The sequence below is a fragment of the Paracoccus sp. (in: a-proteobacteria) genome (assembly GCF_046289755.1).
In the GTDB taxonomy this organism is placed as follows: domain Bacteria; phylum Pseudomonadota; class Alphaproteobacteria; order Rhodobacterales; family Rhodobacteraceae; genus Paracoccus.
In genome coordinates, this window is record NZ_JBKBVD010000003.1 from 101,728 (window position 1) to 123,601 (window position 21,874).

23 protein-coding genes are annotated in these 21,874 nt (G+C 66.9%); 14 read left to right on the top strand and 9 right to left on the bottom strand.

What is annotated here, in order from left to right; all coding sequences use genetic code 11:
- Positions 1-58 precede the first annotated feature (58 nt).
- The 3 genes from ACK41U_RS01950 to ACK41U_RS01960 all read left to right on the top strand — a co-directional run bounded on the left by ACK41U_RS01950 (position 59) and on the right by ACK41U_RS01960 (position 2,950).
- Entirely contained in the window at positions 59-778 is a 720-nt protein-coding gene (locus ACK41U_RS01950; RefSeq protein ID WP_409675130.1) for a FadR/GntR family transcriptional regulator, read from the top strand.
- An 81-nt stretch (positions 779-859) separates the two neighbouring features.
- Positions 860-1,792, top strand: a complete 933-nt coding sequence (gene kdgD / locus ACK41U_RS01955) for a 5-dehydro-4-deoxyglucarate dehydratase (RefSeq protein ID WP_409675133.1) — start codon at positions 860-862, stop codon at positions 1,790-1,792.
- A 9-nt stretch (positions 1,793-1,801) separates the two neighbouring features.
- A complete protein-coding gene (locus tag ACK41U_RS01960) occupies positions 1,802-2,950 on the top strand; it encodes a mandelate racemase family protein (protein WP_409675136.1) in 1,149 nt (382 codons plus the stop codon).
- Here the strand turns inward: ACK41U_RS01960 and ACK41U_RS01965 are convergent.
- From ACK41U_RS01965 to ACK41U_RS02005, 9 genes are all read right to left on the bottom strand, one after another.
- Positions 2,925-3,905 carry a dienelactone hydrolase family protein gene (locus ACK41U_RS01965; protein WP_409675139.1) on the bottom strand — a complete coding sequence of 327 codons (981 nt, stop codon included), beginning with the start codon at positions 3,903-3,905 and terminating at the stop codon, positions 2,925-2,927. The two genes, ACK41U_RS01960 and ACK41U_RS01965, sit on opposite strands and share 26 nt — an antisense overlap.
- Entirely contained in the window at positions 3,889-4,683 is a 795-nt protein-coding gene (locus tag ACK41U_RS01970; protein ID WP_409675142.1) for an ABC transporter ATP-binding protein, read from the bottom strand. Before ACK41U_RS01970 ends, ACK41U_RS01965 begins: the two co-directional genes overlap by 17 nt.
- On the bottom strand, positions 4,680-5,528 hold the full coding sequence (locus ACK41U_RS01975) for an ABC transporter ATP-binding protein (RefSeq protein WP_409675145.1): 849 nt from the start codon (positions 5,526-5,528) through the stop codon (positions 4,680-4,682). Before ACK41U_RS01975 ends, ACK41U_RS01970 begins: the two co-directional genes overlap by 4 nt.
- 2 nt (positions 5,529-5,530) lie before the next feature.
- Positions 5,531-6,421 (bottom strand): ABC transporter permease, encoded by an 891-nt coding sequence (locus ACK41U_RS01980; protein WP_409675148.1) that lies wholly within the window; start codon positions 6,419-6,421, stop codon positions 5,531-5,533.
- The gene (locus tag ACK41U_RS01985; protein ID WP_409675151.1) at positions 6,418-7,476 is read right to left on the bottom strand and encodes an ABC transporter permease; all 1,059 of its coding nucleotides are present in this window, start codon (positions 7,474-7,476) and stop codon (positions 6,418-6,420) included. Before ACK41U_RS01985 ends, ACK41U_RS01980 begins: the two co-directional genes overlap by 4 nt.
- Positions 7,477-7,696: 220 nt before the next feature.
- A complete protein-coding gene (locus ACK41U_RS01990; RefSeq protein WP_409675154.1) occupies positions 7,697-8,437 on the bottom strand; it encodes an ATP-binding cassette domain-containing protein in 741 nt (246 codons plus the stop codon).
- Positions 8,434-9,405, bottom strand: a complete 972-nt coding sequence (locus tag ACK41U_RS01995; RefSeq protein ID WP_409675157.1) for an ABC transporter permease — start codon at positions 9,403-9,405, stop codon at positions 8,434-8,436. Before ACK41U_RS01995 ends, ACK41U_RS01990 begins: the two co-directional genes overlap by 4 nt.
- Positions 9,406-9,461: 56 nt before the next feature.
- Complete coding sequence (locus ACK41U_RS02000) at positions 9,462-10,433, bottom strand: ABC transporter substrate-binding protein (protein WP_409675160.1); 972 nt, start codon at positions 10,431-10,433, stop codon at positions 9,462-9,464.
- Positions 10,434-10,635: 202 nt separating this feature from the next.
- Complete coding sequence (locus tag ACK41U_RS02005) at positions 10,636-11,361, bottom strand: SDR family oxidoreductase (protein ID WP_409675163.1); 726 nt, start codon at positions 11,359-11,361, stop codon at positions 10,636-10,638.
- A 337-nt stretch (positions 11,362-11,698) separates the two neighbouring features.
- On the opposite strand from ACK41U_RS02005, the gene ACK41U_RS02010 reads away from it, so the two are divergent.
- From ACK41U_RS02010 to ACK41U_RS02060, 11 genes are all read left to right on the top strand, one after another.
- Positions 11,699-12,472, top strand: a complete 774-nt coding sequence (locus ACK41U_RS02010) for an SDR family NAD(P)-dependent oxidoreductase (protein WP_409675167.1) — start codon at positions 11,699-11,701, stop codon at positions 12,470-12,472.
- Complete coding sequence (locus tag ACK41U_RS02015; protein WP_409675171.1) at positions 12,463-13,569, top strand: class II aldolase/adducin family protein; 1,107 nt, start codon at positions 12,463-12,465, stop codon at positions 13,567-13,569. The genes ACK41U_RS02010 and ACK41U_RS02015 overlap by 10 nt, the downstream gene beginning before the upstream one ends.
- Positions 13,566-14,807, top strand: a complete 1,242-nt coding sequence (locus ACK41U_RS02020; RefSeq protein WP_409675174.1) for an FGGY family carbohydrate kinase — start codon at positions 13,566-13,568, stop codon at positions 14,805-14,807. The genes ACK41U_RS02015 and ACK41U_RS02020 overlap by 4 nt, the downstream gene beginning before the upstream one ends.
- A 41-nt stretch (positions 14,808-14,848) precedes the next feature.
- Entirely contained in the window at positions 14,849-15,889 is a 1,041-nt protein-coding gene (locus ACK41U_RS02025) for a LacI family DNA-binding transcriptional regulator (RefSeq protein WP_409675177.1), read from the top strand.
- A gap of 71 nt (positions 15,890-15,960) precedes the next feature.
- Positions 15,961-16,902, top strand: a complete 942-nt coding sequence (locus ACK41U_RS02030; protein ID WP_409675180.1) for a sugar-binding transcriptional regulator — start codon at positions 15,961-15,963, stop codon at positions 16,900-16,902.
- 260 nt (positions 16,903-17,162) lie between these two features.
- On the top strand, positions 17,163-18,068 hold the full coding sequence (locus ACK41U_RS02035; protein ID WP_409675183.1) for a tagatose-bisphosphate aldolase: 906 nt from the start codon (positions 17,163-17,165) through the stop codon (positions 18,066-18,068).
- The gene (locus ACK41U_RS02040) at positions 18,037-18,951 is read left to right on the top strand and encodes an ROK family protein (RefSeq protein ID WP_409675186.1); all 915 of its coding nucleotides are present in this window, start codon (positions 18,037-18,039) and stop codon (positions 18,949-18,951) included. The genes ACK41U_RS02035 and ACK41U_RS02040 overlap by 32 nt, the downstream gene beginning before the upstream one ends.
- Positions 18,948-19,514 carry an AAA family ATPase gene (locus tag ACK41U_RS02045; protein WP_409675189.1) on the top strand — a complete coding sequence of 189 codons (567 nt, stop codon included), beginning with the start codon at positions 18,948-18,950 and terminating at the stop codon, positions 19,512-19,514. The genes ACK41U_RS02040 and ACK41U_RS02045 overlap by 4 nt, the downstream gene beginning before the upstream one ends.
- Before the next feature lie 69 nt (positions 19,515-19,583).
- Positions 19,584-20,312: an SDR family oxidoreductase gene (locus tag ACK41U_RS02050; protein WP_409675192.1), complete on the top strand. Its 729-nt coding sequence runs from the start codon at positions 19,584-19,586 to the stop codon at positions 20,310-20,312.
- Between the two features lie 81 nt (positions 20,313-20,393).
- Positions 20,394-21,218 (top strand): class I fructose-bisphosphate aldolase, encoded by an 825-nt coding sequence (locus tag ACK41U_RS02055; RefSeq protein WP_409675195.1) that lies wholly within the window; start codon positions 20,394-20,396, stop codon positions 21,216-21,218.
- Between the two features lie 3 nt (positions 21,219-21,221).
- Positions 21,222-21,874 (top strand): Gfo/Idh/MocA family protein (locus ACK41U_RS02060; protein WP_409675198.1); only part of this gene is annotated, 653 nt, incomplete at its 3' end.

Here is a 21,874-nt window from a genome sequence, read left to right on the forward strand (position 1 = left end):
ACTTGACTTACAAGTGCGGTTCGCCTTTGATCATCCGACCTGAAAGGATGAGGGCAGCATGACGGATCAGCCGGTAAAGGCGCGCAAGGGCACCGGAACGCTGGTGTCGCAGGTCAGCGAGGCGCTGCGGCAGGAGATTGCCGCGGGCGTCTATGTGCCGGGCGACAAGCTGCCAAGCGAGGCGCGTCTGACGCAGGCCCATGGCGTCAGCCGCACCGTCATCCGCGAGGCGATTGCGGCCCTGCGCTCGGACGGTCTGGTCGAGGCGCGGCAGGGCGCGGGCGTCTTCGTTCTGGAACCGGCACAGCCCGCCATGCCCAGCTTTCAGAACATCGACACGGCGCGCATTTTCTCGGTGATCGAGCTGCTGGAGCTGCGCACGGCGGTCGAGGTCGAGGCGGCGGGCTTTGCCGCCAAACGCCGCTCTGCCATGCAGGAAGAGGCGATTTTCGACTGTCACCGCCGGGTGCGCGCCTGTCTGGACGCGGGCGAGGCCACGACCGAGGCCGATTTCGCCCTGCATCTGGCCGTCGCCGAGGCGACCAACAACCCGCGCTTTCCGCAATTCCTGACCATGCTGGGGGCAGGCGTCATCCCGCGCGCCGCCCTGCAATCGAACGACAGCGACACGCCCCGCGCCTATCTGGGCCGGTTGCATGACGAACATGAGGCGATCATCGGCGCGATTTCGGCGGGGGACGAGGCGGCCGCGCGCGCCGCGATGCGCAGCCATCTGGAGGGCAGCCAGGCCCGCTATCGGGCGCTTTTGCGCGGATGACGCCCGACACATCATACAAGTTATTGACACCTGTAATGCAAGCTGCATAATCCCCTCATAGCGATTGCCAATGAGGGGCCGATGGAACCGCAGGATATCAAGACAGCATTGGGGGCGGGCCTGCTCTCGTTTCCCGTGACCCATTTCGACAGCGCCGGAACATTCGCCGCCGAAAGCTATCGCCGCCATGTCGCATGGCTGTCGGGCTTTGACGCGCCGGTGCTGTTCGCCGCCGGGGGCACGGGCGAGTTCTTTTCGCTGCATCCCGACGAAATCCCCCAGATCGTGCGCGCCGCCAAAGAGGCCGCGGGCGACACCGCCATCGTCTCGGGCTGCGGGTACGGCACCGAAATGGCGGTGCAGATCGCGCGTTCGGCAGAACAGGCCGGGGCGGACGGGCTGCTGCTGCTGCCGCATTACCTGATCGACGCCCCGCAAGAGGGGCTTTACGCCCATGTCAAAGCCGTCTGCGACGCGACCGGCATCGGGGTCATGGTCTATAACCGCGACAATTCGGTGCTGCAGGCCGACACGCTGGCGCGGCTGTGCGATGCCTGCCCGAACCTGATCGGGTTCAAGGACGGCACCGGCGATATCGGGCTGATCCGGCAGGTCACCGCGAAAATGGGCGACCGGCTGACCTATCTGGGCGGCATGCCCACCGCCGAATTGTTCGCCGAAGCCTATCTGGGCGCGGGCTTTACCACCTATTCCTCGGCCGTGTTCAACTTTGTGCCGGGGCTGGCCGTGCGCTTCTACACGGCGCTGCGGGCCGGTGATCGTGCCACCTGCGAGACGATCCTGAACGATTTCTTCTATCCGTTCATGGCGTTGCGCGCGCGCCGCAAGGGCTATGCCGTGGCCGCGATCAAGGCCGGGGTGCGGCTGATGGGCTTTGACGCGGGCGCCGTGCGGGCGCCTTTGTCCGACCTGACCCCCGAGGAAGAGCGTATTCTGGCGGCCATCATGGAGCCGCATCGCGATGCCGCCCCGCAGATGCATGCTGCACAATAGGGCCGCGCCATGATCATCACCGACGTCACCGCCCGCACCTTTCTGACCACCACGCGGCGCCATTCCGACAGCGCGGGCCACGCCCATCCCGGCCCCGCCCATCAGGTGCAGCAGGCCATCCTGACCATCCGCACCGAGGATGGCCACGAGGGCCACAGCTTTACCGCGCCCGAGATCGTGCGCGACCACGTTCTGGACAAGTTCGTCAGGAAAGTCCTGATCGGGCAGGATCACCGCGACCGCGAACGGCTGTGGCAGGATCTGGCGCATTGGCAGCGCGGATCGGCCGCACAGCTGACCGACCGCACGCTGGCGGTGGTCGATACCGCGCTGTGGGATCTGGCGGGCCGGACGCTGAACCAGCCGGTCTACAAGCTGATCGGCGGCTATCGCGACAAGGTCCGCGCCTATGGCTCGATCATGTGCGGCGACGAGATCGAGGGCGGGCTGGCCACGCCCGAGGATTACGCCCGCTTTGCCGAGGTGCTGGTGGCGCGCGGCTATCAGGGGATCAAGCTGCACACCTGGATGCCGCCGGTCAGCTGGGCACCGGATGTGAAGATGGACCTGAAGGCCTGCGCCGCCGTGCGCGAGGCGGTCGGCCCCGACATCCACCTGATGATCGACGCGTTTCACTGGTATTCCCGCGTCGATGCGCTGGAACTGGGGCGCGGGCTGGAAAAGCTGGCCTTCGACTGGATCGAAGAGCCGCTGGATGAGCAGTCGATGTCCTCTTATGCGTGGCTGGCCGGGCAGCTGGATATTCCGGTCGTCGGCCCCGAAAGTGCGGCGGGCAAGCATTGGCACCGCGCCGAATGGATCACGCACAAGGCCTGTGACATCCTGCGCACGGGCGTGAATGACGTGGGCGGCATCACCCCGGCGCTGAAGACGATGCGTCTGGCCGAGGCCTTCGGGATGGATTGCGAGGTGCATGGCAACACCGCGATGAACCTGCATGTCGTGGCGGCCTCGAAGAACTGCCGCTGGTACGAACGCGGGCTGCTGCATCCGTTTCTGGACTATGATGACGGGTTCGATTACCTGAAATCGCTGTCGGACCCGATGGATGCGCAGGGCTTTGTCCATGTCCCCGACCGGCCCGGCATCGGTGAAGACATCGACTTTGACTTTATCGAGAACAACCGGGTCGGCTGAGGGCCCGGCGCAGGAACCGTTCGGCCTCGTCCTGCTGTTCGAGGCCGAACTGGTGCCCGCCGTCGAAAAACCCGGTATCGAGGCGGGCGTGATCGGGCCCCCAGATCCGGTGCAGATCGCCGTAGGCCTCGGCAACGGCGGCTTGCGGCATATGCGGATCGTCGCGCCCTGACCGGAAAAGCGCGGGCTTTGCCGCCCCCGCGCCTGCCATGTCGGGAAAGTCCATCTGACCGGACAGGGACGGGTGCAGCATGTAGAACGCCGATTGCCCCCGCAGCAGCGGCGCGCCGGGGGCCATCAGCCCGCAGCGCCGCGCCATCCAGCTTATGCTGACGCAGGCTCGGATTTCGGGCGCCAGTGCCGCCACCTGCCAGGCGCGGAAGCCGCCGAAGGAAAAGCCCAATGCGCCCACGCCGCTGATGCCCGGCTGGGCTGCCAGCCAGCGGGCGGCCTGCAGATCCTCGGCGGCGACGATGCCCGCAAGGCTCCAGCCCAGTTGCATCGCATTGGCGGCCAGCGCCTGCTGGCCCTCGTATTCGCCCGCCTGCCGCGCACCCCAGCCAAGCGCGTCGAGGCACAGCACCGCATAACCCTGTGACAGCAGCCACGGCCCCAAGGCGCGGCCAGCGTAATGCCGGTCGGGATCGGGGCGCGGGTCGAACATCTTGCGCCAGCCGTGATCGAAGGCACCACCATGGTCGTGCAGCAGCAGGATGGCGGGATGCGGCGGGGCCGTGTCGGGGCGCAGAAACACGCCCCCGGCCCCGGCCCCGGTCGCGAACCGCCAGCAGCCCTCGGCCACCTGCATCGCCGGGCCGTCACAGGGCGGCAGCGCGGCCAGCATCCGGGCGCGCGCCCGGCCCGGCCAGTCCGCGCGCCCGTCGAAGGCACCGGCAAAGCGCATGCTCTGCCGGTGCTGTTCCAGAAAGCCGGGCAGGTCAGGCAATGCGGGCATGTGGGTGAGGTGCAGGCGCGCTGGCGGCCTGTTCATAGGCCAGACTGGCGCCAATCAGCTCGCGCGCATAGGGGTGGCGCGCCTCATTCCCGGCGATGGCGTCGCGGGGCAGGATCTCGACAATGTCACCGGCCTGCATCACCGCAAAGCGGTCGCACATGTGGTCCACCACGGCCAGATCATGGCTGACCATCAGATAGGTATAGCCATGCCGCTGCCGCAGATCGGCCAGCAGGTTCAGGATCTCGGCCTGCACCGAGACATCCAGCGCGCTGGTCGGCTCGTCCAGCAGCAGCACCGCCGGTTCAAGGATCAGCGCGCGGGCGATGGCCACGCGCTGGCGCTGGCCACCCGACAGCTGATGCGGATAGCGGTCGAGGAAACTGACCGGCAGGCCGACATCGCGCAGCATCTGCTCCATCCGGGCCTGCCGGTCGCCGATGCGGTGGATGCGCAGCGGCTCGGCCAAGGTGGTGCGCACCGACTGGCGCGGATGCAGCGATCCGTAGGGGTCTTGGAACACCATCTGCACCGCGCGGCAGCGATCTGCCAGCGGCATGTCGCGCACCGACTGCCCGCCGATGCGGACCGTGCCGGACCATTGCGCCAGCAGCAGCGACATGCAGCGCAGCACCGTGGACTTGCCCGAGCCGCTTTCGCCGACCAGCCCGAAACACTCGCCCGCGCCGACGCTGAACGAGACTTCGGGCAGGATCCTGACCGCCCGTGCCCCCTCGCCCAGGGTGATGGACAGATTGCTGACCTCGACCGGTTTCATGCCGCGCCCTCCACCGGATGGGTCCATTCCGGGCGACGTTGCAGCACCGCCAGCCGGTCCTTGCGCTGCCCGATCCGGGGCTGCGCCGCCAGCAGCCCCTGCGTATAGGGATGGCGCGCCTGATCCATCGCGTTGGCGTCGAGGCATTCGACCACCTGCCCGGCATACATGATCAGCACCCGGTCGCAGAAATTGCGCACAAGGTTCAGGTCGTGGCTGATCATGATCAGCCCGATCCCCCGGTCGCGCACCAGATCGCCCAGAATGGTCAGCACCTGCAACCGCACCGTCACGTCCAGCGCCGATGTCGGCTCGTCCGCGATGACCAGATCGGGCTGGGTCAGCAGCATCATCGCGATCATGATGCGCTGCCCCATCCCGCCCGAGATCTGGTGCGGATACTGGTCATAGACCCGTTCGGCGTCGCGGATCTGTACCGCCTCCAGCATCTGGACGGCGCGGGCCCGCGCCTCGGCCCGCGTGCAGGGAAAGTGGACGCGATAGGCCTCGGACACCTGATCGCCCACCCGACGGATCGGGTTCAGCGAGAATTTCGGGTCCTGCAGGATCATCGACATCCGCCGCCCGCGCATCTTCAGCATCTGGCGTTCCGACAGACCCAGCAGGTCGGTGCCCTTGAAGGCCATGCGATCCGCCGTGATCCGCGCCGTGGGCAGCAGCCGCAGCAGCGCCCGCCCGATTGTGGACTTGCCCGAGCCGCTTTCGCCCACGATCCCCAGCCGCTCGCGGCCAAGGGAAAAGCTGACATTGCGGACGGCATCGACATAGCCCCCGTCGCTGCGATAGCTGACGCTCAGGTCGCGCACCTCAAGGATCGGGTCCATCATCATCTCCGGTTCATCTGTTTGGGGTCCAGCGCGTCGCGCAGCCCGTCGCCCAGAAGGTTGAAGGCCAGGCTGACTAGCAGGATTGCCAGACCCGGAAAGGTCACCACCCACCAGCTGTCGATCATATAGCGCCGCCCCGTGGCGATCATCGCGCCCCATTCCGGCATCGGCGGCTGCGCGCCCAGACCCAGAAAGCCCAGACCCGCCGCCGTCAGGATCACCGTCGCCATGTTCAGCGTGATGCGGATGATGACCGAGGGCAGGCACATCGGCACGATCGACCGCCAGATGATCCGCGCGGGTGACGCGCCCTGCAACCGCGCGGCGGCGACATAATCGGCGCTGCGAAAGGTCAGCGTCTCGGCCCGCGCCAGCCGCGCGATGGGCGGCCACGAGGTCAGCGCAATGGCGATGATGGCGTTGTTCAGGCTGGGGCCGAGGGCCGCGACAAAGGCCAGCGACAGGATCAGGCCGGGAAACGACAGGAAGATGTCGGTGATCCGCATCATTGCCGTGTCGTAAAGCCCGCCGAAATAGCCCGCCGTGGTGCCCACGAACAGCCCGATGGGCGCCACGACCACGCTGACCAGCGTGATGATCGTCAGCGTGATCCGCGTGCCATGGACCAGCCGGCTGAAGATGTCGCGGCCCAGATCGTCGGTGCCGAACAGATGCCCGCTTCCCGGGGGCTGCAGGATGTTCATCAGGTTCTGGGCATAGGGATCATGGGTGGCGATCAGCGGCGCGAATGCCGCCACCAGAACCAGCGTGCCGATCACGACAAGGCCAAAGGCCGAGGTCGGGCTGCGCATCAGAAAGCGCAGGATGTTGGTCAGCGGCGCCAGCGCGCCAAGGACCGGGTGCCGGACAGGCAGAGATGCATCGGTCATCGCGTCCTCGGATCAAAAATGCGGTACAGCGCGTCCGAGATCAGGTTCAGCGTGATAAAGATCACGCCCACGATCAGCACGCAGGTCATCACGGCATTCATGTCGCCGGTCAGCAGGTTGTTGGTCAGGTACTGGCCAAAGCCGGGCCATGCGAAAACCGTCTCGATCAGCACGGCACCTTCCAGCAGTGATCCATAGGCCAGCGCCACGATGGTCACCAGCTGCACGCGGATATTGACGAAGGCGTGGCGCCAGATGGTCTGGCGGCTGGACAGGCCCTTGACGCGGGCGGTGGTGACATATTCCTGATTGATCTGATCCAGCATGAAGCTGCGCGTCATCCGGGTGATATAAGCCGCCGAGGAATAGCCCAGGATCGAGGCGGGCAGGATCAGGTGGTTCAGCGCGCTGCGGAACACCTCCCATTCGCGGGCAAGGGCGCTGTCGATCAGCAGAAAGCCGGTGCGCGGCTCGACCAGACCGATATGGAACTGACTCATCCGGCCGCTGCCGCCGACCCAGCCCAGGGCCGCGTAGAACAGGATCAGCCCGATCATCCCGGTCCAGAAGATCGGCATCGAATGGCCCAGCAGGCTGATGACGCGGATCACATGGTCGATCCAGCGGTCCTTGTTCACCGCCGCCGTGACGCCCAGGCCGATCCCCAGCACCGAACCGATCAGGATGGCAAAGGTTGCCAGCTCGATCGTGGCGGGCATGACCTGCAGGATGTCGTGGATCACCGGCTGCCCGGTGCGGATCGAGGATCCGAAATCGCCCCGCAGCACGTCGCCCAGATAAGAGGCGAACTGCTGCCAGACCGGGCGGTCCAGCCCCAGCTGGCGATAGACCTGCTCATAGGTCTCGCGGGTGGCATCCTCGCCGACCATGGCGCGGACCGGATCGCTTGGCATCATGCGCCCGATCACGAATGTCAGCACCAGCAGGCCGAACAGAGTGACAGCGACCGAAGCCACCTGCCTGATAATGGCGTGCAGACGGCCTTGCCAAAGCCACGCGACAGATGCCTGCCCTCGCCGTTCCGGAGCTTTCATAGTCCCCCTCCCTCGCAGGCTGCATGCAACCCGTCCTACATCTATGGCCAACTTGTCATATGTATTTCATCCTGTCAAACATTGCCTGCCCGGCATGCGAAAAGCCCGCGCCCCTTCAGGGGCACGGGCATGGCAGTGCGGGATCAGACGGCGGCCGACCGCGCATCAGGCAAGGCGCGCGCCCGCCACGGGGAGGTCGTGCGGGCGCGCAAGGCCCGGATCAGAGGGTCGCGCCCATCATCATCCGGACGATCTCTTCATCATTGGTCTCGGTCGGGCGGCGTTCGCCCGCCACCACGCCGCGGGCCAGCACGATGATCCTGTCGGCGGCGGCAAAGATGTCGGGCAGGTTGTGCGAGATCAGAATGATCCCGACGCCTTTCGCCTTCATCCGCCCGATCAGGGACATCACCTCGCGCTGCTCGGGCACGCCCAGGGCTGCGGTCGGCTCGTCCATGATCACCAGCCCGGCCTGCCAGTGGATCGCGCGGGCGATGGCGATGGCCTGACGCTGACCGCCCGACATCTCGCGCACCGGGGCGGCGGGGTCGGGGACCACGATGCCCAGACTGCGCATGACCTCGGCGGCATCCTCGCGCATCTTCCTGCGGTCCAGATAGGGCAGCCCGAACATCCGTCGGGTCACTTCGCGTCCCAGATAGAGGTTCAGCCCCGGGTCCAGATTGTCGGCCAGCGCAAGGTCCTGATAGATCGTCTCGATCCCCGCCCGGCGCACCGCCTCGGGGGTCTTTCCCGTCAGCAGATCGCCGTTCATATAGACCTTGCCCTCGGTCGGCTGATAGACGCCCGAGATCATCTTGATCACGGTCGATTTGCCCGCCCCGTTATCCCCGGCCAGCACGACACATTCGCCGGGATTGACCTCGAAGGTGACGTTGCTGACCGCCTCATTGCCGCCAAAGCGCTTTCTGAGGCCGTCGATCTTCAGCAGCGCAGTCATGATCTGCCCTCCACGATCCGGTCTTTCGACTGATCCACAAGAACCGCGACGATGATCACCAGACCCACGGCGACGAACTGCCAGTAGGGCGGCAGGCCGCAGAAGACGAGGCCGAACTGGATCACCGCGATGATGAAGGCGCCGATGACGGTGCCCGCGATATTGCCCTGCCCGCCAGTCAGCGAGGCGCCGCCGATAAAGACCGCCGCCACCGCGTAGAGCAGGATCGGCTCGCCCGCATTGGCGGCACCTGCGGAAAAGCGGCTGGTATAGATCAGACCGCCGATGCCCGCCGTGACGGCCGACAGGATGAACAGCTTGATCAGGTGCCGCCTGACGTCCACGCCCGCCCGCTCGACCGAGGCGCGGTTGGCGCCAAGCGCATAGGTATGCACGCCGAACCGCGTGTGTTTCAGCACGTAATGGCAGATGATCGCCAGAACCCCCGCCACGACCAGCGGCAGCGGAAGGCCCAGAATATCGCCATTGCCGAAGGCGCGCACATGATCGTTGCGGATCGACACCGTCGCCCCGCCCGCCACGATCAGCGCCACGCCCCGCGCGATGCCATAGGTGCCAAGCGTGCCGATAAAGCTGGGCACGTTCAGGATGGCGACAAGCCAGCCATTGACCGCGCCGACCAGTGCGGCGGCGACCAGCCCCGCGAACATGGCCAGGATCACCATGAACAGGCTGGCATCGACGCCCGCCGCCCGGACGATCAGCGCCATGACGACGGCGGCCAGCCCGGTGCTGAAGGCGATCGACAGGTCGATATGGCCCGCCACGATCACCAGCGTCAGCCCCAGCCCCAGCAACAGGATCTGACTGGCCGCGACCGAGATGGACTGCAGGTTGTGCACCCGGAACAGGAAGGTGCTGCCCGTCTGGGTCTGGGCAAAGATTTCGAAAAAGCCGAGGATGAGGATCAGGAACAGCCACGACCAGGCGTTGAGCAGGGACCTCATGACTGAGGCCCCCTTGGGTTTCTTGATGGTGCTTCCCCCGTTCACCATATGCTGCGTCATTCCGAATAGATGAACTTGGCGATGGCTTCGTCATTGACGTTATCCGCGTCGATGACGGTAAAGCCGGTGCCGATCGTCGTGGGAACCGACTGGCCGGTCAGCGCGGCATAAGCGGTCATGACACCGAAATAGCCGATCTCTGCCGGGTGCTGGGCGATCGCTGCGTCCACAAGGCCGGACGAGATATTGTCCACGATCGTCTGCGGCGCGTCGAAGGCGATCACGGTCACGGACTCGGCCATGCCGGTGCTTTCCACCCCGTTGCCCGCCCCGAGGGCCGAGAACAGGTTGGCCCCGAACACGCCCGCCAGATCGGGATTGCGGGCCACGACCGCCTGAAACTGCGAGGCGGCAAGCGAGGCGTCGTTTTCGTTGTACTGGGTCTCCAGCACTTCGACATCGGGATAGTTCTCGGCCATCTCGGCCTTGAAACCCTCTTCGCGCTGGTCGGTGGTCGAGATGCCGGGGCGGACGTTCGACACATAGACCTTGCCTGCGCCGCCCATCTCGTCAGCCATATAGCGCGCCGCCATCCGGCCCCCGGCGATATTGTCCGAGGCGATATAGGACAGCGGGAAATCCCCGTCGCCGACCCCGTCCTGATACATGCCGTCATCAATGAACGTGTCGACGGTGATCACCGGGATGCCCGCATCCGCGGCGCGGCGCAGCGGCTCGATCAGCTGGACGCTGTCGGTGGGCGCGATCAGGATCGCATCCGGGCGGCGCCCGATCACGGCATCCAGAACCGGCGCCTGCAGGACCGGGTCGAACTCTTCCGCGCCCTGAAAATCGACGGTGATGCCAAGCGCCTCTGCCGCCGCCTGCGCGCCCCGGTTCATCGTGATATAGAAGGCGTCGGTGGTCAGGCCGGGCACCAGAACGATCGTCAGATCCTCTTGCGCCTGGACCGCGCCCGCCGTGCCGAGGGCCGCCGCGAATGCTGCCGTCTTGATAAGGTTTTTCATGAAGGTCTCCTCCCTTGATGTGATGGCTCGTCGAGCCAGTTTTCCTGATCTGCCCCTTCCTCCTGCGGGCGAATCAAAAAGCCGAAACTCGGTGCCCGCAGCTTGCCGGGGACGCCCCCGCCTCGCAAGAAGTAAATATCAGAAATATATTTCCTAGCATTTGCAAAGGGTCAGGCAGGGCGCGGGCGCGCCTGACCTGCGGTCAGATCGGTTGGGACCGGGGCAGGATGACAAGGTCGCGGATCGTGACGTGGCGCGGGCGCGTCAGCATGAACAGCGCGGCATCGGCCACGTCTTCGGATCGCAGCCCCTCGCCCGCGGCGGCCTTGCGGTCGATCTCGGCGGGGTCGGTGATCCCCCACAGCTCGTTCAGCACGACACCGGGTGCGATGGCCATGACGCGGATGTTCTGCGGCCCCACCTGACGCCGCACCCCATGCACGAATGCCTGAACCGCGTGTTTCGAGGCGGAATAGACCGGCTCCCAGTGGATGGCCTGATGGCCCGCGACCGAGCTGGTGACCAGAATATCGCCCTGCCCGCGCGCGATCATGCCGGGCAGAACCGCCTGCACCAGCCGGAAGACCGCGTTGACATTGATCGACAGGGTGCGGTCCATCGCGTCGGGATCGGTATCGGCCACCTCGCCGGCCAGATACAGCCCGGCATTGGCCATCAGGATGTCGACGGGACCAAGCCGCGCCTCGACCTGCGCGATCACCTCCGCGACGGCTGTGGCGCGGGTCAGATCGGCGGCGACCGCGACGGCGTCCGGCCCGATGGCCCGTGCCGCAGCCGCCAGCTTGTCAGCCGAGCGGGCCACCAGCGCCACCCGCGCGCCCGCCTGGGCCAGCGCATGCGCGGCGGCAAGGCCGATGCCCGAACTGGCCCCGGTCACCAGCGCGACCTTTCCTGCAACAGACGACATGTGTCCTCCCCCATGTCTGCGGCGGGTCACCCCACCACCCGGGTCCGCCGGACAGACCAGCAGCCTCCCTCCCGGAACATGCCGCAAGAGTTGCACCAAAAATTACGCACGTAAAGAAAAACTTCGCCAAGCCATGATTTCCCCCATCATACGGTATGTGCACGCTAGAAGGTTCACACAACAATGCAGGTGCGGCATGAAATGAGGCTTGCAGCAATTATCTTTACGCGCGTTAAATAAATCATCAGAGTCGGCAAGAGCAGTCGGGGACCGGCCATGCGTCAGGTGATGCCGGCCCCCCTTCGGTGCCTGTGCGGCTGGCAGAGGAGGGCCAGAGATGTATCTGAACAAATTCGATCTGACCGGCAGGCGCGCGGTCGTGACGGGTGGCGCGACGGGCATCGGGGCCGCCTGCGCCGACGCCCTGTCCGAGGCCGGGGCGCATGTGGTCATCGCCGATCTTGATGCGGCCGGGGCCGCGGCCAAAGCCGCCAGCCTCGTCGCGGCGGGACGATCGGCCGAGGGCCGCGCGCTGGACGTGACCGACAGCGCCGCCATCGAGGCGCTGGCCGAGGCGCTGGAGGCGGCGGGGGGCGTCGACATTCTCGTCAACAATGCGGGCATCGTGCAGTCGAACACCCCGGCCGAGACATGTTCCGATGCCCATTGGCGCCGTCACATGGCGGTCAACCTGGATGGCGTGTTTTTCTGCGCGCGCAGCTTTGGCAAACGGATGCTGGCGCGCGGCGCGGGCGCCATCGTCAATATGGGCTCGATGTCCGGGCTGATCGTGAACAGGCCGCAGGAGCAAAGCTTTTACAACGCCTCCAAGGCCGGGGTGCATCACCTGACGAAATCGCTGGCCGCCGAATGGGGCGGGCGCGGCGTGCGGGTCAACGCCGTGGCGCCGACGGTGATCAGGACCGAGCTGGTCAGCCGTGTCCTGCATGAAATCCCCGAGATGGAGCGGATCTGGCTGGACATGACCCCCATGGGCCGGTTGGGGCGACCCGACGAGATCGCCTCGGTGGTGCTGTTTCTGGCCTCGGACGCCTCCAGCCTGATGACGGGCGCGGTCGTGTCGGCGGATGCGGGCTATACATGCTGGTAGGGGGGGCAGGCCGCACAGGGCCTGCGCGCCCGGCGGACTGGCGCGAATTTCTTGCCTGTTCGGCGCGGCTGGGACGGGACGTGTCGCTGGTGCAGGCCGCCGGGGGCAACAGCTCGATCAAATGCGGCGAGGTGTTGTGGATCAAGGCATCGGGCACCTGGCTGGCGCGGGCAGAGCAGGATCAGATCATGGTGCCGGTCGATCTGGCGGGTCTGCGGGCGCGGCTTGAGGCGGGCGATCTGACCGAGGCCGCGATCCCCGCCCTGACCCTTCGCACGGCGGCGGGGCGGGCGGCGGGGGAAACGGCGATGCGGGCCTCGGTCGAGACGCCGTTTCATGCGCTGTTCACCGCGCGCTGCGTTCTGCATGTGCATTGCGTCGCCACCATCGCCCATGCCATCCGGCCCGATGCGGTGGCGCGGCTTGCCGCAGGGCTGGCGGGGATCCGCTGGCAGTGGCAACCCTATCTCAAACCCGGCCTGCCGCTGACGCAGGCGCTGCGCGAGGGCGGCGCGGCCGGGGCCGAGGTCGTCGTCCTTGGCAATCACGGGCTGATCGTGACCGCAGACAACCCCGCCAAAGCCTATGCCCGGCTGCACGAGGTGCGGGCGCGGCTGGCCGTGCCCACGCCGCCCGCCGATGTCGCATTCCGGCCCCTCGGGACCAGCCTGACCGGCAGCGGCTATCAGGTTGCGCCGGGCTGTGGCCCCCACGCGCTGGCGCAGGATGCGGGGCTTTTGTCCCATGCCGGGGACTGCGCCCTTGCCCCCGATTTCGTTGTCTTTTTCGGGCCGCGCATCCCCGTTCTGACACCGGGGCCCGACCTCGTGGCGCGGCTGGCCGTGCTGGCGCGACAGCCGGTGCCGTTGAATTCGGTGGTGATCGTGGCCGGGCACGGGTGCCTCATCCGCGAACAGGCCCTGCGGGGGACGGCGGATCTGCTGCGCGGCTATCACCTTGTGCTGGAGCAGCACCGCGCCGGTGGCGGCGGCAGGATCAACCTGCTCGCGGATGACCAGATCACCGAATTGCTGAACTGGGATGCCGAGACCTACCGGCAAAGCCTCAACGGGCTTGTCTCCGGTGACACGACATGACGCCGCGCCATATCGCAATCATCGACACCGGCAAGACCAATATCCGCGCGATCCTCGCCGATCTGGGGCAACGCACCCAGATTGACACGCGGCGGATGGCGAACCGGGTCAGGCCGGGGCCGCCCTATCCGCATCTGGACGTGGCGGCGCAGGAGGCGTTCATTCTGCGCGCGCTTGGCGCATTCGCGGCGCAGGTGCGGCTGGACGGGGTGATCGTCATCGCCCATGGCGCGACCTGTGCGCTGGTCGGCGGGGACGGGCTGGTCCTGCCGGTGCTGGATTACGAATTCGCAGGACCGGACGCGCTGGCCGCCGAATATGATGCGCGGCGCCCGCCCTTTGGCGTCACCGGCTCGCCGCGCATGGCGGGCGGGCTGAACATCGGCGCGCAGCTGCACTGGCTGGCCACCCGGCATGGCGCGGAATTCGCGCGCGCCGAGCAGATCCTGCTCTGGCCACAGTTCTGGACCTGGGTTCTGTGCGGGCGGGCGGTCTGCGAGGTCTCTTATGCCAGCAGCCATGGCGATCTGTGGGATCTGCACCGCGGCGGCGCGCCCGAGGGATATATCGCCGATCTGACCCGCGGCAAGCTGCCCCCCACGGCCCATGCGGCAGAGATCGCGGGCGTGCTGCGGCCGGAACTGGCGCGGGCGCATGGCCTTCCCGCCGGGTTGCCCATCCATGTCGGCGCGCATGACAGCAGTCTGGCGCTGGTGCCGCATGCGGGCAAGGGGGTCCGCGACCCGGCGGTTGTCATGTCGACGGGCACATGGCTGACGGCCTTCGCCATCGGGGTCGAGCGGATCCCGCAGGCGGGCAGACCCGGCGTCATGGCCAGCCTCGATCTGTTCGGGCGCCTTGTGCCGAATGTCCGCTTCATGGCGGGACAGGCGCGGGCCGACATCCTTGCGGGGTCCGGGCTGCCGGTGGCCGAGCCTGCGCAGGTGGCGCTGCACCACGATCCGGGGGGCGGCACCTTTGCGCTGACCGACCGCGCATCGGGCGCGAGGGTCCGGCTGCGGGACCGCGCGACCCTCGACCATTTTCTGGCCGCCGAGGCGGTGCGCGGCATGACCGCCATCGGCGCGCGCGGGACCATCCACCTGACCGGGCCCTTTGCGGACAATCCCGATTTCGTGGCCGCGCTGGAAAAGCTCTGGCCTTTCCCGGTCCAGCCGCGCAGTTATGAAAAAAGCCTTGCCGGGCAGGTCGCCGCCCTGTTCCGCGAGCTGGGCTGATGCGCGCAGATGGGAAAAAGCCCCGCAATGACGGGACGATCATGACGAAAAAGATCATCCGCACCATGGAGGAACTGGCCCGCGAGATCGACGTCTCGCGCCCGACGCTGTCGCGGTATTTCCACGACCCCTCCAGCGTGCGCGACCGGACCCGCGCCAAGATCGAAGAGCGGCTGGGCCAGGTCGATTACGTTCCCAACTTCTTTGCCATGAACCTCAACCGCAAACGCACGCGGCTGATCGGTGTGGTGATCCCGCATCTCAACGACATCTTTCAGACCAACCTGGTCAACTCGGTCGATTTCGCGGCAGAACAGCGCGACTACCGGATCATCGTGCAGAATTCGCACAACGATCCCGAACGCGAGGCCATCGCGGTCGAGACGCTGCGGTCGATGAATGTGGACGGCATCGTGATCTCTCCTCTGGGTCATGCCTCGGACACCGCGATGCTGAAACGGGCCGGGGCGCATCTGCCGATCGTGCTGATCGATTCGCAGGCCGATGGCGGCGCGCAGGGGTTTGATTTCGTCGGCAATGACAATGATCAGAGCATCGGTCTGGCCGTCGATTACCTTGTGCGGTCGGGCCGCGACCCGGTCCTTTTGTGCCAGCCCGAAGTGAACCTGAGCGCAGCCGAGCGCCGCGCGGCCTATCTTGCGGCGATGGCCCGTCACGGGCGGCGGGGCGAGATCGTCGATATCAGCCGGTTCGGGACCGACTGGGATTTCGAGGTCTTTGGCTATAACGTCATGAGCGCGGCCTTTGCGGCGGGGCGCTATACGCGCGCGACCGTGCTGTGTGCCAGCGACCGGATCGCGATGGGCGCGATGAAGGCCGCGCATGAATACGGGCTGTTTCCCGGCGGCAGGGTCGGCGAGTTCCGCATTGCCGGGCATGACAATGACGTGCTGTCGCGATTTATGCATCCCGGACTGACCACGGTGGCGCAGGATGTGTCGCTGATCGCGCAAGAGGCGGTCGCGATCATCCTGCGCCGCATCGCCGCGCCGCGCCTCGGTGACCAGCCCCCCGAATGCCGCCGCATCCCCGCCCGTCTTGTGGTGCGCGAGTCGGCCTGACAGCGATTGCCAATCCGCCGCCTGTCGGGCAGAGGTTTGTGCCTGAAACAAATTTCCGCCAGAGAGGCCACATGACCAAGGGTCCGAAACCCGGCAAGCTGCTCAATCGTCGCATGATGCACACGGCGGCCCGGCTGCACTATCTGGACGGGCTGTCGCAGGTCGAGGTCGCGCGCCGCATGGAGGTGTCGACCGCCACGATCTCGCGCCTGCTGGGACTGGCACGAGATGAGGGGATCGTGCGCATTCAGGTGCTGGATCTGGACGAGGCGGACGGGCAGGCCGACAAGCTGGCCGCGGCACTGGGCCTGACATTCGTGCGCGTCACCGAAAGCGACAAGGCCGCAGCACTCAGCACACAGGTCGGCGCCCTGCTGTCCGAGGCCGGCCTTGCCCCCGGCGCGGTCGTGGCGATCGGCTGGGGCCGCACGGTGCAAAGCGTCATCTCGGCGGGGTTGCCGCGCATCCCCGAGGTCGTGGTGGTGCCCACCACCGGCGGCATGCAGGAAACGGCCTCGCATTTCCAGATCAACGAATTCGTCCGCATGGCCGCCGAACAGATGGGCGGCGAGGCGCGGTTTCTCTACGCGCCCTCGATGGTCTCGCCCGAGCTGCTGTCGGTCCTGTCGCGCGATCCGGCCACCGCGCGGCTGACCGAGCTGTGGGCGCGGGTCGATGCCGCCATCGTCGGCATCGGCGCCTATCTGCGCGACGGCACCACCACCGACATGGGGTTCGGCGCCGATCAGGCGGCGCGCGTGGCGGGCGATGTCGTGCGGCATTATTTCGACCGGGACGGCGCGGAGATCCGCTGGCCGGGGCAGGAAAACCAGATGTCGATCGGACGCGCACAGCTGGAGCGTATCCCGCTGGCCATCGGCGTGGCGATGGGCCGCGACAAGGCCCGGTCGATCATCGGGGCGGCGCGGTCGGGCATGATCAATGCGCTGGTCACCGACACCCGGGCCGCCAGCGAGATGCTGGACCTGCTGGACCGTGGGGAAACCGCCTGATTTCCAACTAGGAAATATATTTCTGTAAATTATTGTTGATAGGAAATTCCGGGGCGGCTATTGCTGGACCAGCCGCGGAAGGCGTGGCGAATCCGCAATCGGATCGCGCCGCCCGCACAGACCATCAGGGGGAGGATCTCGGCCAGTTTGCGAGATGCCGCGACAGGTATGCCTGTCGCGTCCCGATGCGGGGTGCCTGCGGCCCATGCGACCGGCATCAGGCCGGATGGTAAGATGATGCGAGACAAGGATCAGCCCGAATGACCGAACCGATGACCACAGCCGAACGTCGCGGCTATCAGCAGATCTGCGGGGACAATGGCCTGATGATGGTCGTGGCCTGCGACCAGCGCGGCGGCATGCGCAAGGTGCTGGCCGACACGCCCGAGGCGCAGACAGCCATTGATGAGACAGCCCTTGGCGTGGTGAAATCCGGCATCGTGCGCCATCTGGCCAACAAGGCCTCCTGCGTGCTGCTGGATGCGGTCTGTGCCGTGCCCCATGTCGTCGATCAGGGCACGCTGTCGCGCGACACCGGGTTGCTGATCGGGCTGGATGCCTCGGGCTGGGATACGGATGCCATGGGCTTTCGCATCTCGAAGCTGGTGCCGGGCATCACCGCGCGCCGGGTGCGGGAACTGGGCGGGACGGGCGCGAAACTGATGGTCTATCTGCGGCCCGACCAGCCCGAGGCCGACCGCATCAATATCGGGATCATCCGCGACTGCATCGCCGATTTCGCCGATGAGGACCTGCTGCTGGTGGTCGAGATCCTGACCTATCAGCTGGAGGGCGAAACCGACGCGGCCTATCGCGCCGCCTTCCCCGGCCTGATCGTGGACAGCGCCCGCATCTCGCTGGAGCTGGGGTCGAAGGTGCTGAAGCTGCCCTATCCCGGCACCGCCGGGGCCTGCGCCGAAATCTCTGCCCTGTGCGGCGAGGTGCCATGGGCGGTCCTGTCCGCCGGGGTCGACCACGAGACCTTTATCGGTCAGGTCGAGACGGCGATGCAGAACGGCGCCTCGGGCGTGATCGCCGGGCGGGCGCTGTGGAAGGACTGCATCTCGCTGGACCCGGCCATCAACGCGGATAAGCTGGAACGGATTGCCAGCGACCGGCTGAAACAGATCCAGGATGTCTTGGACCATCATGCGGACAAACACTGACACGGCCATCGGCGTGGATGTGGGGGGAACCCGCATCCGCGTCGCCCGCATCCGGGCCGATGGCAGCTTTCGCGACCGGGTGATCGAACCCGTCTGCCCGGACCGCCCCGGTTTCGTGGCACAGCTGCTGCGGCTGGTCGGGGACCTGCGCGAGGGCGCCTGCGCGGTCGGCATCGGCATTCCGGGCCGCGTTCACGGAGGCAGCAGGCAGATCCTGTCGGCGGGCTATCTTGACGTGGCCGGTCTGGATCTGGCCACCGAGGTGCAGCGGGCGACCGGCCTGCCCGCGCGGGTCGAAAACGACGCGACCATGGCGCTGATCGCCGAAGGGCGGATGCGTGCCGACGGGGGCCATGGCCTTGTGTTCATGGTCACCATCGGCACCGGCATCGGCGGGGCGGCGCTGCTGGACGGGGCGCCGTGGTATGGCGGCGGCCTGTCGGGGCAGTTCGGCCATATCGTCGTCTCCGCGGGCGGCGAGCGGTGCAATTGCGGCCGCACCGGCTGTGTCGAGACCTTCAGTTCCGGCACAGCGCTTGGCCGCCTGATGGCCGGGGCCGGGATGCCTGCGGGGCTGCGCGCCGAAGACCTGCTGGCCCGCGCCGGGGCGGGGGACGGGATGGCGCAGACGCTGCTGGACAGTTGGGCCGCGCCCCTCCACCGGGCCCTGCAGTCGCTGGTCGCAGTGGCCGACCCCCGGCTGATCCTGATCGGTGGCGGTCTGGGCCGCGAGATGTCGGCGGCGCTGGCGCGCATTCCCGACCCGTCGCACTGGTTCACCGTGCCGGTGCAGCCCGCGCAGTTGGGCGATGCGGCGGGCGTGATCGGCGCGGGCCTCGCCGCGCTGGATCTGGCCCCCGCGATGGCCGGACACAGCCGATGAAACGCGCGGTGCTGATCAACGGCGTGCCCGCCAGCGGCAAATCCACCGTCGCGGCGCGGCTGGTGGATCAGCTGCACCGCGCAGGGGTTGCGGCGGTGCCGCTGGCGCTGGACACGGTGAAAGAGGGGCTGTTCGCCCAGATCGGCACCGGCGACCGCGCCCATAACCGGGTGCTGGGGCGCGCCAGCTATCACGCCATCTTCAACTCCATCGCAGATTTTCCCGCCAGCCTTGTCCCCGTGATCGACGCATGGCACGGGTTCCAGCCCGCCGACGTGCTGTCAGATCACCTCGCGCGGGCCGGGATCGACCGGGTGGTCGAGGTCTGGGTCGCGATCGCCCCCGAGGTGGCGGCAGCCCGCTATCGCGCGCGGTCGGGGCAGCGCCATGCGGGGCATCTGCCCGCCTCATATGCCGATGAACTGTTCCGGCTTGCGGGCACCGCCCGGCCCCATGCGCTGGGTCCGGTGATCGGACTGGATGGCGATGCGCCTGTGCCCGATGATCTTGGCGCACGGGTGATGGCCGCGCTGGCGGCAGGGGGGCCTGCGCGCGGCGGCTGAGAAAGGGCCGGGCCGCGCGGCCCGGCGGATCACATGACGGGCCCGCGCGGTCCGAGGGGAGGAGGAATCATGGCTGATTACGACAAGGGGGCAATCCTCGTGACCGGGGCCAGCGGCGGCATCGGCGGGGCGACCGTGCGGCTGCTGTGCAAAAAGGGGGCCGATGTCATCGCCGCCGGGCAGAACGCGGACAAGCTGGCCCAGCTGGCGGCCGCGACCGGCTGCCGGACGCTGGCCTTCGATCTGACATCGGAGGACAGCGTGGCTGCGGCCCTGGGCGATCTGGACCTGTGGGGCGTGGTGAATTGCGGCGGCTTTGGCGGCGAGATCGCCACCCCGATGGAGACCGACATCGCGGTCTTTGACAAGGTCATCTCGATCAATGCGCGCGGCGCGCTGCTGGTGACGAAATACGCCGCGCGCAGCATGATCCGGCGCGGCAAGGGCGGCGCCATCGTCAATGTGTCCAGTCAGGCGGCGCTGGTCGCGCTGAAGGGGCATATCTCTTACGCGGCGTCGAAAGGCGCGCTGGACAACATCACCCGCGTCTCGGCGCTGGAACTGGGGCCGCACAATATCCGCGTGAACGGCGTGCATCCGACGGTGGTGATGACGCCGATGTCGGCATGGTACTGGGGCCGCCCCGAGATCGAGGGGCCGTTTCTCAGCCAGATGCCTCTGGGCCGGTGGGCCACCGAGGCCGAGATCGCCGCCCCCATCGCCTTTTTGCTCAGCGAGGGCGCCTCGATGATTTCGGGCGTGGCGCTGCCCATCGACGGTGGCTTTACCGCCGTCTGACGGGCAGGATCACCCGGCATGACAGCCCCGGACCGGTGAGGAGGACCGCCGGGGCGCAACCAGTTCCAGGGGAGGGAACGCATGAAACAGGCACGCATGAACCGGCTGTTCGGCATCTCGGGCAATTGCTTTGACGTGGCCATCGACCACGGCATGTTCAACGAAAAAAGCTTTCTCAGCGGCATCGAGAATATGCGGGACGCGATCGAGACCGTCGCCTCGGCCCGGCCCGACGCGATCCAGTTGCCGCCGGGAACCGCGCCGATCCTGCAGCAGCGCCCCGGCAAGGATCGCCCGGCACTGGTGCTGCGCACCGATATCGCCAATGTCTATGGCACGCCCTTGCCGCGCAAGCTGTTCTCGGCGGTGATCGACCGCGCGGTGGAACAGGCGGTGCGGCTGGACGCGGCCTGCGCGGTGGTGAACCTGCTGATGCTGCCGGACGCGCCCGAACTCTATGAGGCCTGCATCCGCAATATCAACCGGCTCAGGCCCGCATGCGACGATGCGGGCCTGCCGCTGATGGTCGAGCCGCTGGTGATGCAGGACAATTCCAAAGGCGGCTATATGGTCGATGGCGATCTGGACCGGATCCTGCCGCTGGTCCGGCAGGCGGTCGAGCTGGGGGCGGATATCATCAAGGCCGATCCCTGCGATGACCCGACCGAATATCACCGGGTGATCGAGATCGCACAGGGCATCCCGGTGCTGGTGCGCGGCGGCGGCAAGGTCAGCGACGACCAGATCCTGACCCGCACCAAGGTCCTGATGGATCAGGGCGCGCGCGGCATCGTCTATGGACGCAATGTGATCCACCACGCCAACCCCGCCGGCATGACCGCCGCCCTGATGGCCATCGTGCATGACGGTACCCCGGTCGCCGATGCGCTTGCGATGCTGGGGTAGGCCATGAAACCCATTCGTTTCGGCATTATCGGCTGTGGCCTGATGGGACGCGAATTCGCCTCGGCCGCCGCCCGCTGGATGCATCTGCAGGACATGCGGGCGCGGCCCGAGATCGTGGCGGTCTGCGACACCAATGCGGGCCTGATGGAGTGGTATTCCGACCACCTGCCCTCGGTCCGCCAGAAGACCACCGATTACCGCAAGCTGCTGGCCAATGATCAGGTCGATGCGGTCTATTGCGCGGTGCCCCATGTGCTGCATGCGGATCTGTATCCCGACATCATCGCCTCGGGGAAGCATCTGCTGGGCGAGAAACCCTTTGGCATGGACCACGCCCAGAACGCCACCATCATGGCGGCGCTGAAGGGGGCAGCACCGGGCCAGCTGATCCGCTGTTCCTCCGAGATGCCCTTTTATCCCGGCGCGCAGAGGGTTATCGACTTTGTCCGCGCGGGCCATGCGGGCGAGATCATCGAGGTGGAATGCGACTTTCTGCATTCCTCGGACATCAACCCCGACAAGCCGATCAACTGGAAACGGATGGTCGCCGTGAACGGCGAATATGGCTGCATGGGCGATCTGGGGATGCATGTCTGCCATGTGCCGCTGCGGCTGGGCTGGGCGCCCGCCAGGGTGCATGCCAGCCTTGTCAAACG

Excerpts from the sequence above, each read along its gene's own strand:
- ACK41U_RS01950 (WP_409675130.1), top strand. The coding sequence starts at position 59 with ATGACGGATCAGCCGGTAAAGGCGCGCAAGGGCACCGGAACGCTGGTG.
- kdgD (WP_409675133.1), top strand. The coding sequence starts at position 860 with ATGGAACCGCAGGATATCAAGACAGCATTGGGGGCGGGCCTGCTCTCG.
- ACK41U_RS01960 (WP_409675136.1), top strand. The coding sequence starts at position 1,802 with ATGATCATCACCGACGTCACCGCCCGCACCTTTCTGACCACCACGCGG.
- ACK41U_RS01965 (WP_409675139.1), bottom strand. The coding sequence starts at position 3,905 with ATGCCCGCATTGCCTGACCTGCCCGGCTTTCTGGAACAGCACCGGCAG.
- ACK41U_RS01970 (WP_409675142.1), bottom strand. The coding sequence starts at position 4,683 with ATGAAACCGGTCGAGGTCAGCAATCTGTCCATCACCCTGGGCGAGGGG.
- ACK41U_RS01975 (WP_409675145.1), bottom strand. The coding sequence starts at position 5,528 with ATGGACCCGATCCTTGAGGTGCGCGACCTGAGCGTCAGCTATCGCAGC.
- ACK41U_RS01980 (WP_409675148.1), bottom strand. The coding sequence starts at position 6,421 with ATGACCGATGCATCTCTGCCTGTCCGGCACCCGGTCCTTGGCGCGCTG.
- ACK41U_RS01985 (WP_409675151.1), bottom strand. The coding sequence starts at position 7,476 with ATGAAAGCTCCGGAACGGCGAGGGCAGGCATCTGTCGCGTGGCTTTGG.
- ACK41U_RS01990 (WP_409675154.1), bottom strand. The coding sequence starts at position 8,437 with ATGACTGCGCTGCTGAAGATCGACGGCCTCAGAAAGCGCTTTGGCGGC.
- ACK41U_RS01995 (WP_409675157.1), bottom strand. The coding sequence starts at position 9,405 with ATGAGGTCCCTGCTCAACGCCTGGTCGTGGCTGTTCCTGATCCTCATC.
- ACK41U_RS02000 (WP_409675160.1), bottom strand. The coding sequence starts at position 10,433 with ATGAAAAACCTTATCAAGACGGCAGCATTCGCGGCGGCCCTCGGCACG.
- ACK41U_RS02005 (WP_409675163.1), bottom strand. The coding sequence starts at position 11,361 with ATGTCGTCTGTTGCAGGAAAGGTCGCGCTGGTGACCGGGGCCAGTTCG.
- ACK41U_RS02010 (WP_409675167.1), top strand. The coding sequence starts at position 11,699 with ATGTATCTGAACAAATTCGATCTGACCGGCAGGCGCGCGGTCGTGACG.
- ACK41U_RS02015 (WP_409675171.1), top strand. The coding sequence starts at position 12,463 with ATGCTGGTAGGGGGGGCAGGCCGCACAGGGCCTGCGCGCCCGGCGGAC.
- ACK41U_RS02020 (WP_409675174.1), top strand. The coding sequence starts at position 13,566 with ATGACGCCGCGCCATATCGCAATCATCGACACCGGCAAGACCAATATC.
- ACK41U_RS02025 (WP_409675177.1), top strand. The coding sequence starts at position 14,849 with ATGACGAAAAAGATCATCCGCACCATGGAGGAACTGGCCCGCGAGATC.
- ACK41U_RS02030 (WP_409675180.1), top strand. The coding sequence starts at position 15,961 with ATGACCAAGGGTCCGAAACCCGGCAAGCTGCTCAATCGTCGCATGATG.
- ACK41U_RS02035 (WP_409675183.1), top strand. The coding sequence starts at position 17,163 with ATGACCGAACCGATGACCACAGCCGAACGTCGCGGCTATCAGCAGATC.
- ACK41U_RS02040 (WP_409675186.1), top strand. The coding sequence starts at position 18,037 with ATGTCTTGGACCATCATGCGGACAAACACTGACACGGCCATCGGCGTG.
- ACK41U_RS02045 (WP_409675189.1), top strand. The coding sequence starts at position 18,948 with ATGAAACGCGCGGTGCTGATCAACGGCGTGCCCGCCAGCGGCAAATCC.
- ACK41U_RS02050 (WP_409675192.1), top strand. The coding sequence starts at position 19,584 with ATGGCTGATTACGACAAGGGGGCAATCCTCGTGACCGGGGCCAGCGGC.
- ACK41U_RS02055 (WP_409675195.1), top strand. The coding sequence starts at position 20,394 with ATGAAACAGGCACGCATGAACCGGCTGTTCGGCATCTCGGGCAATTGC.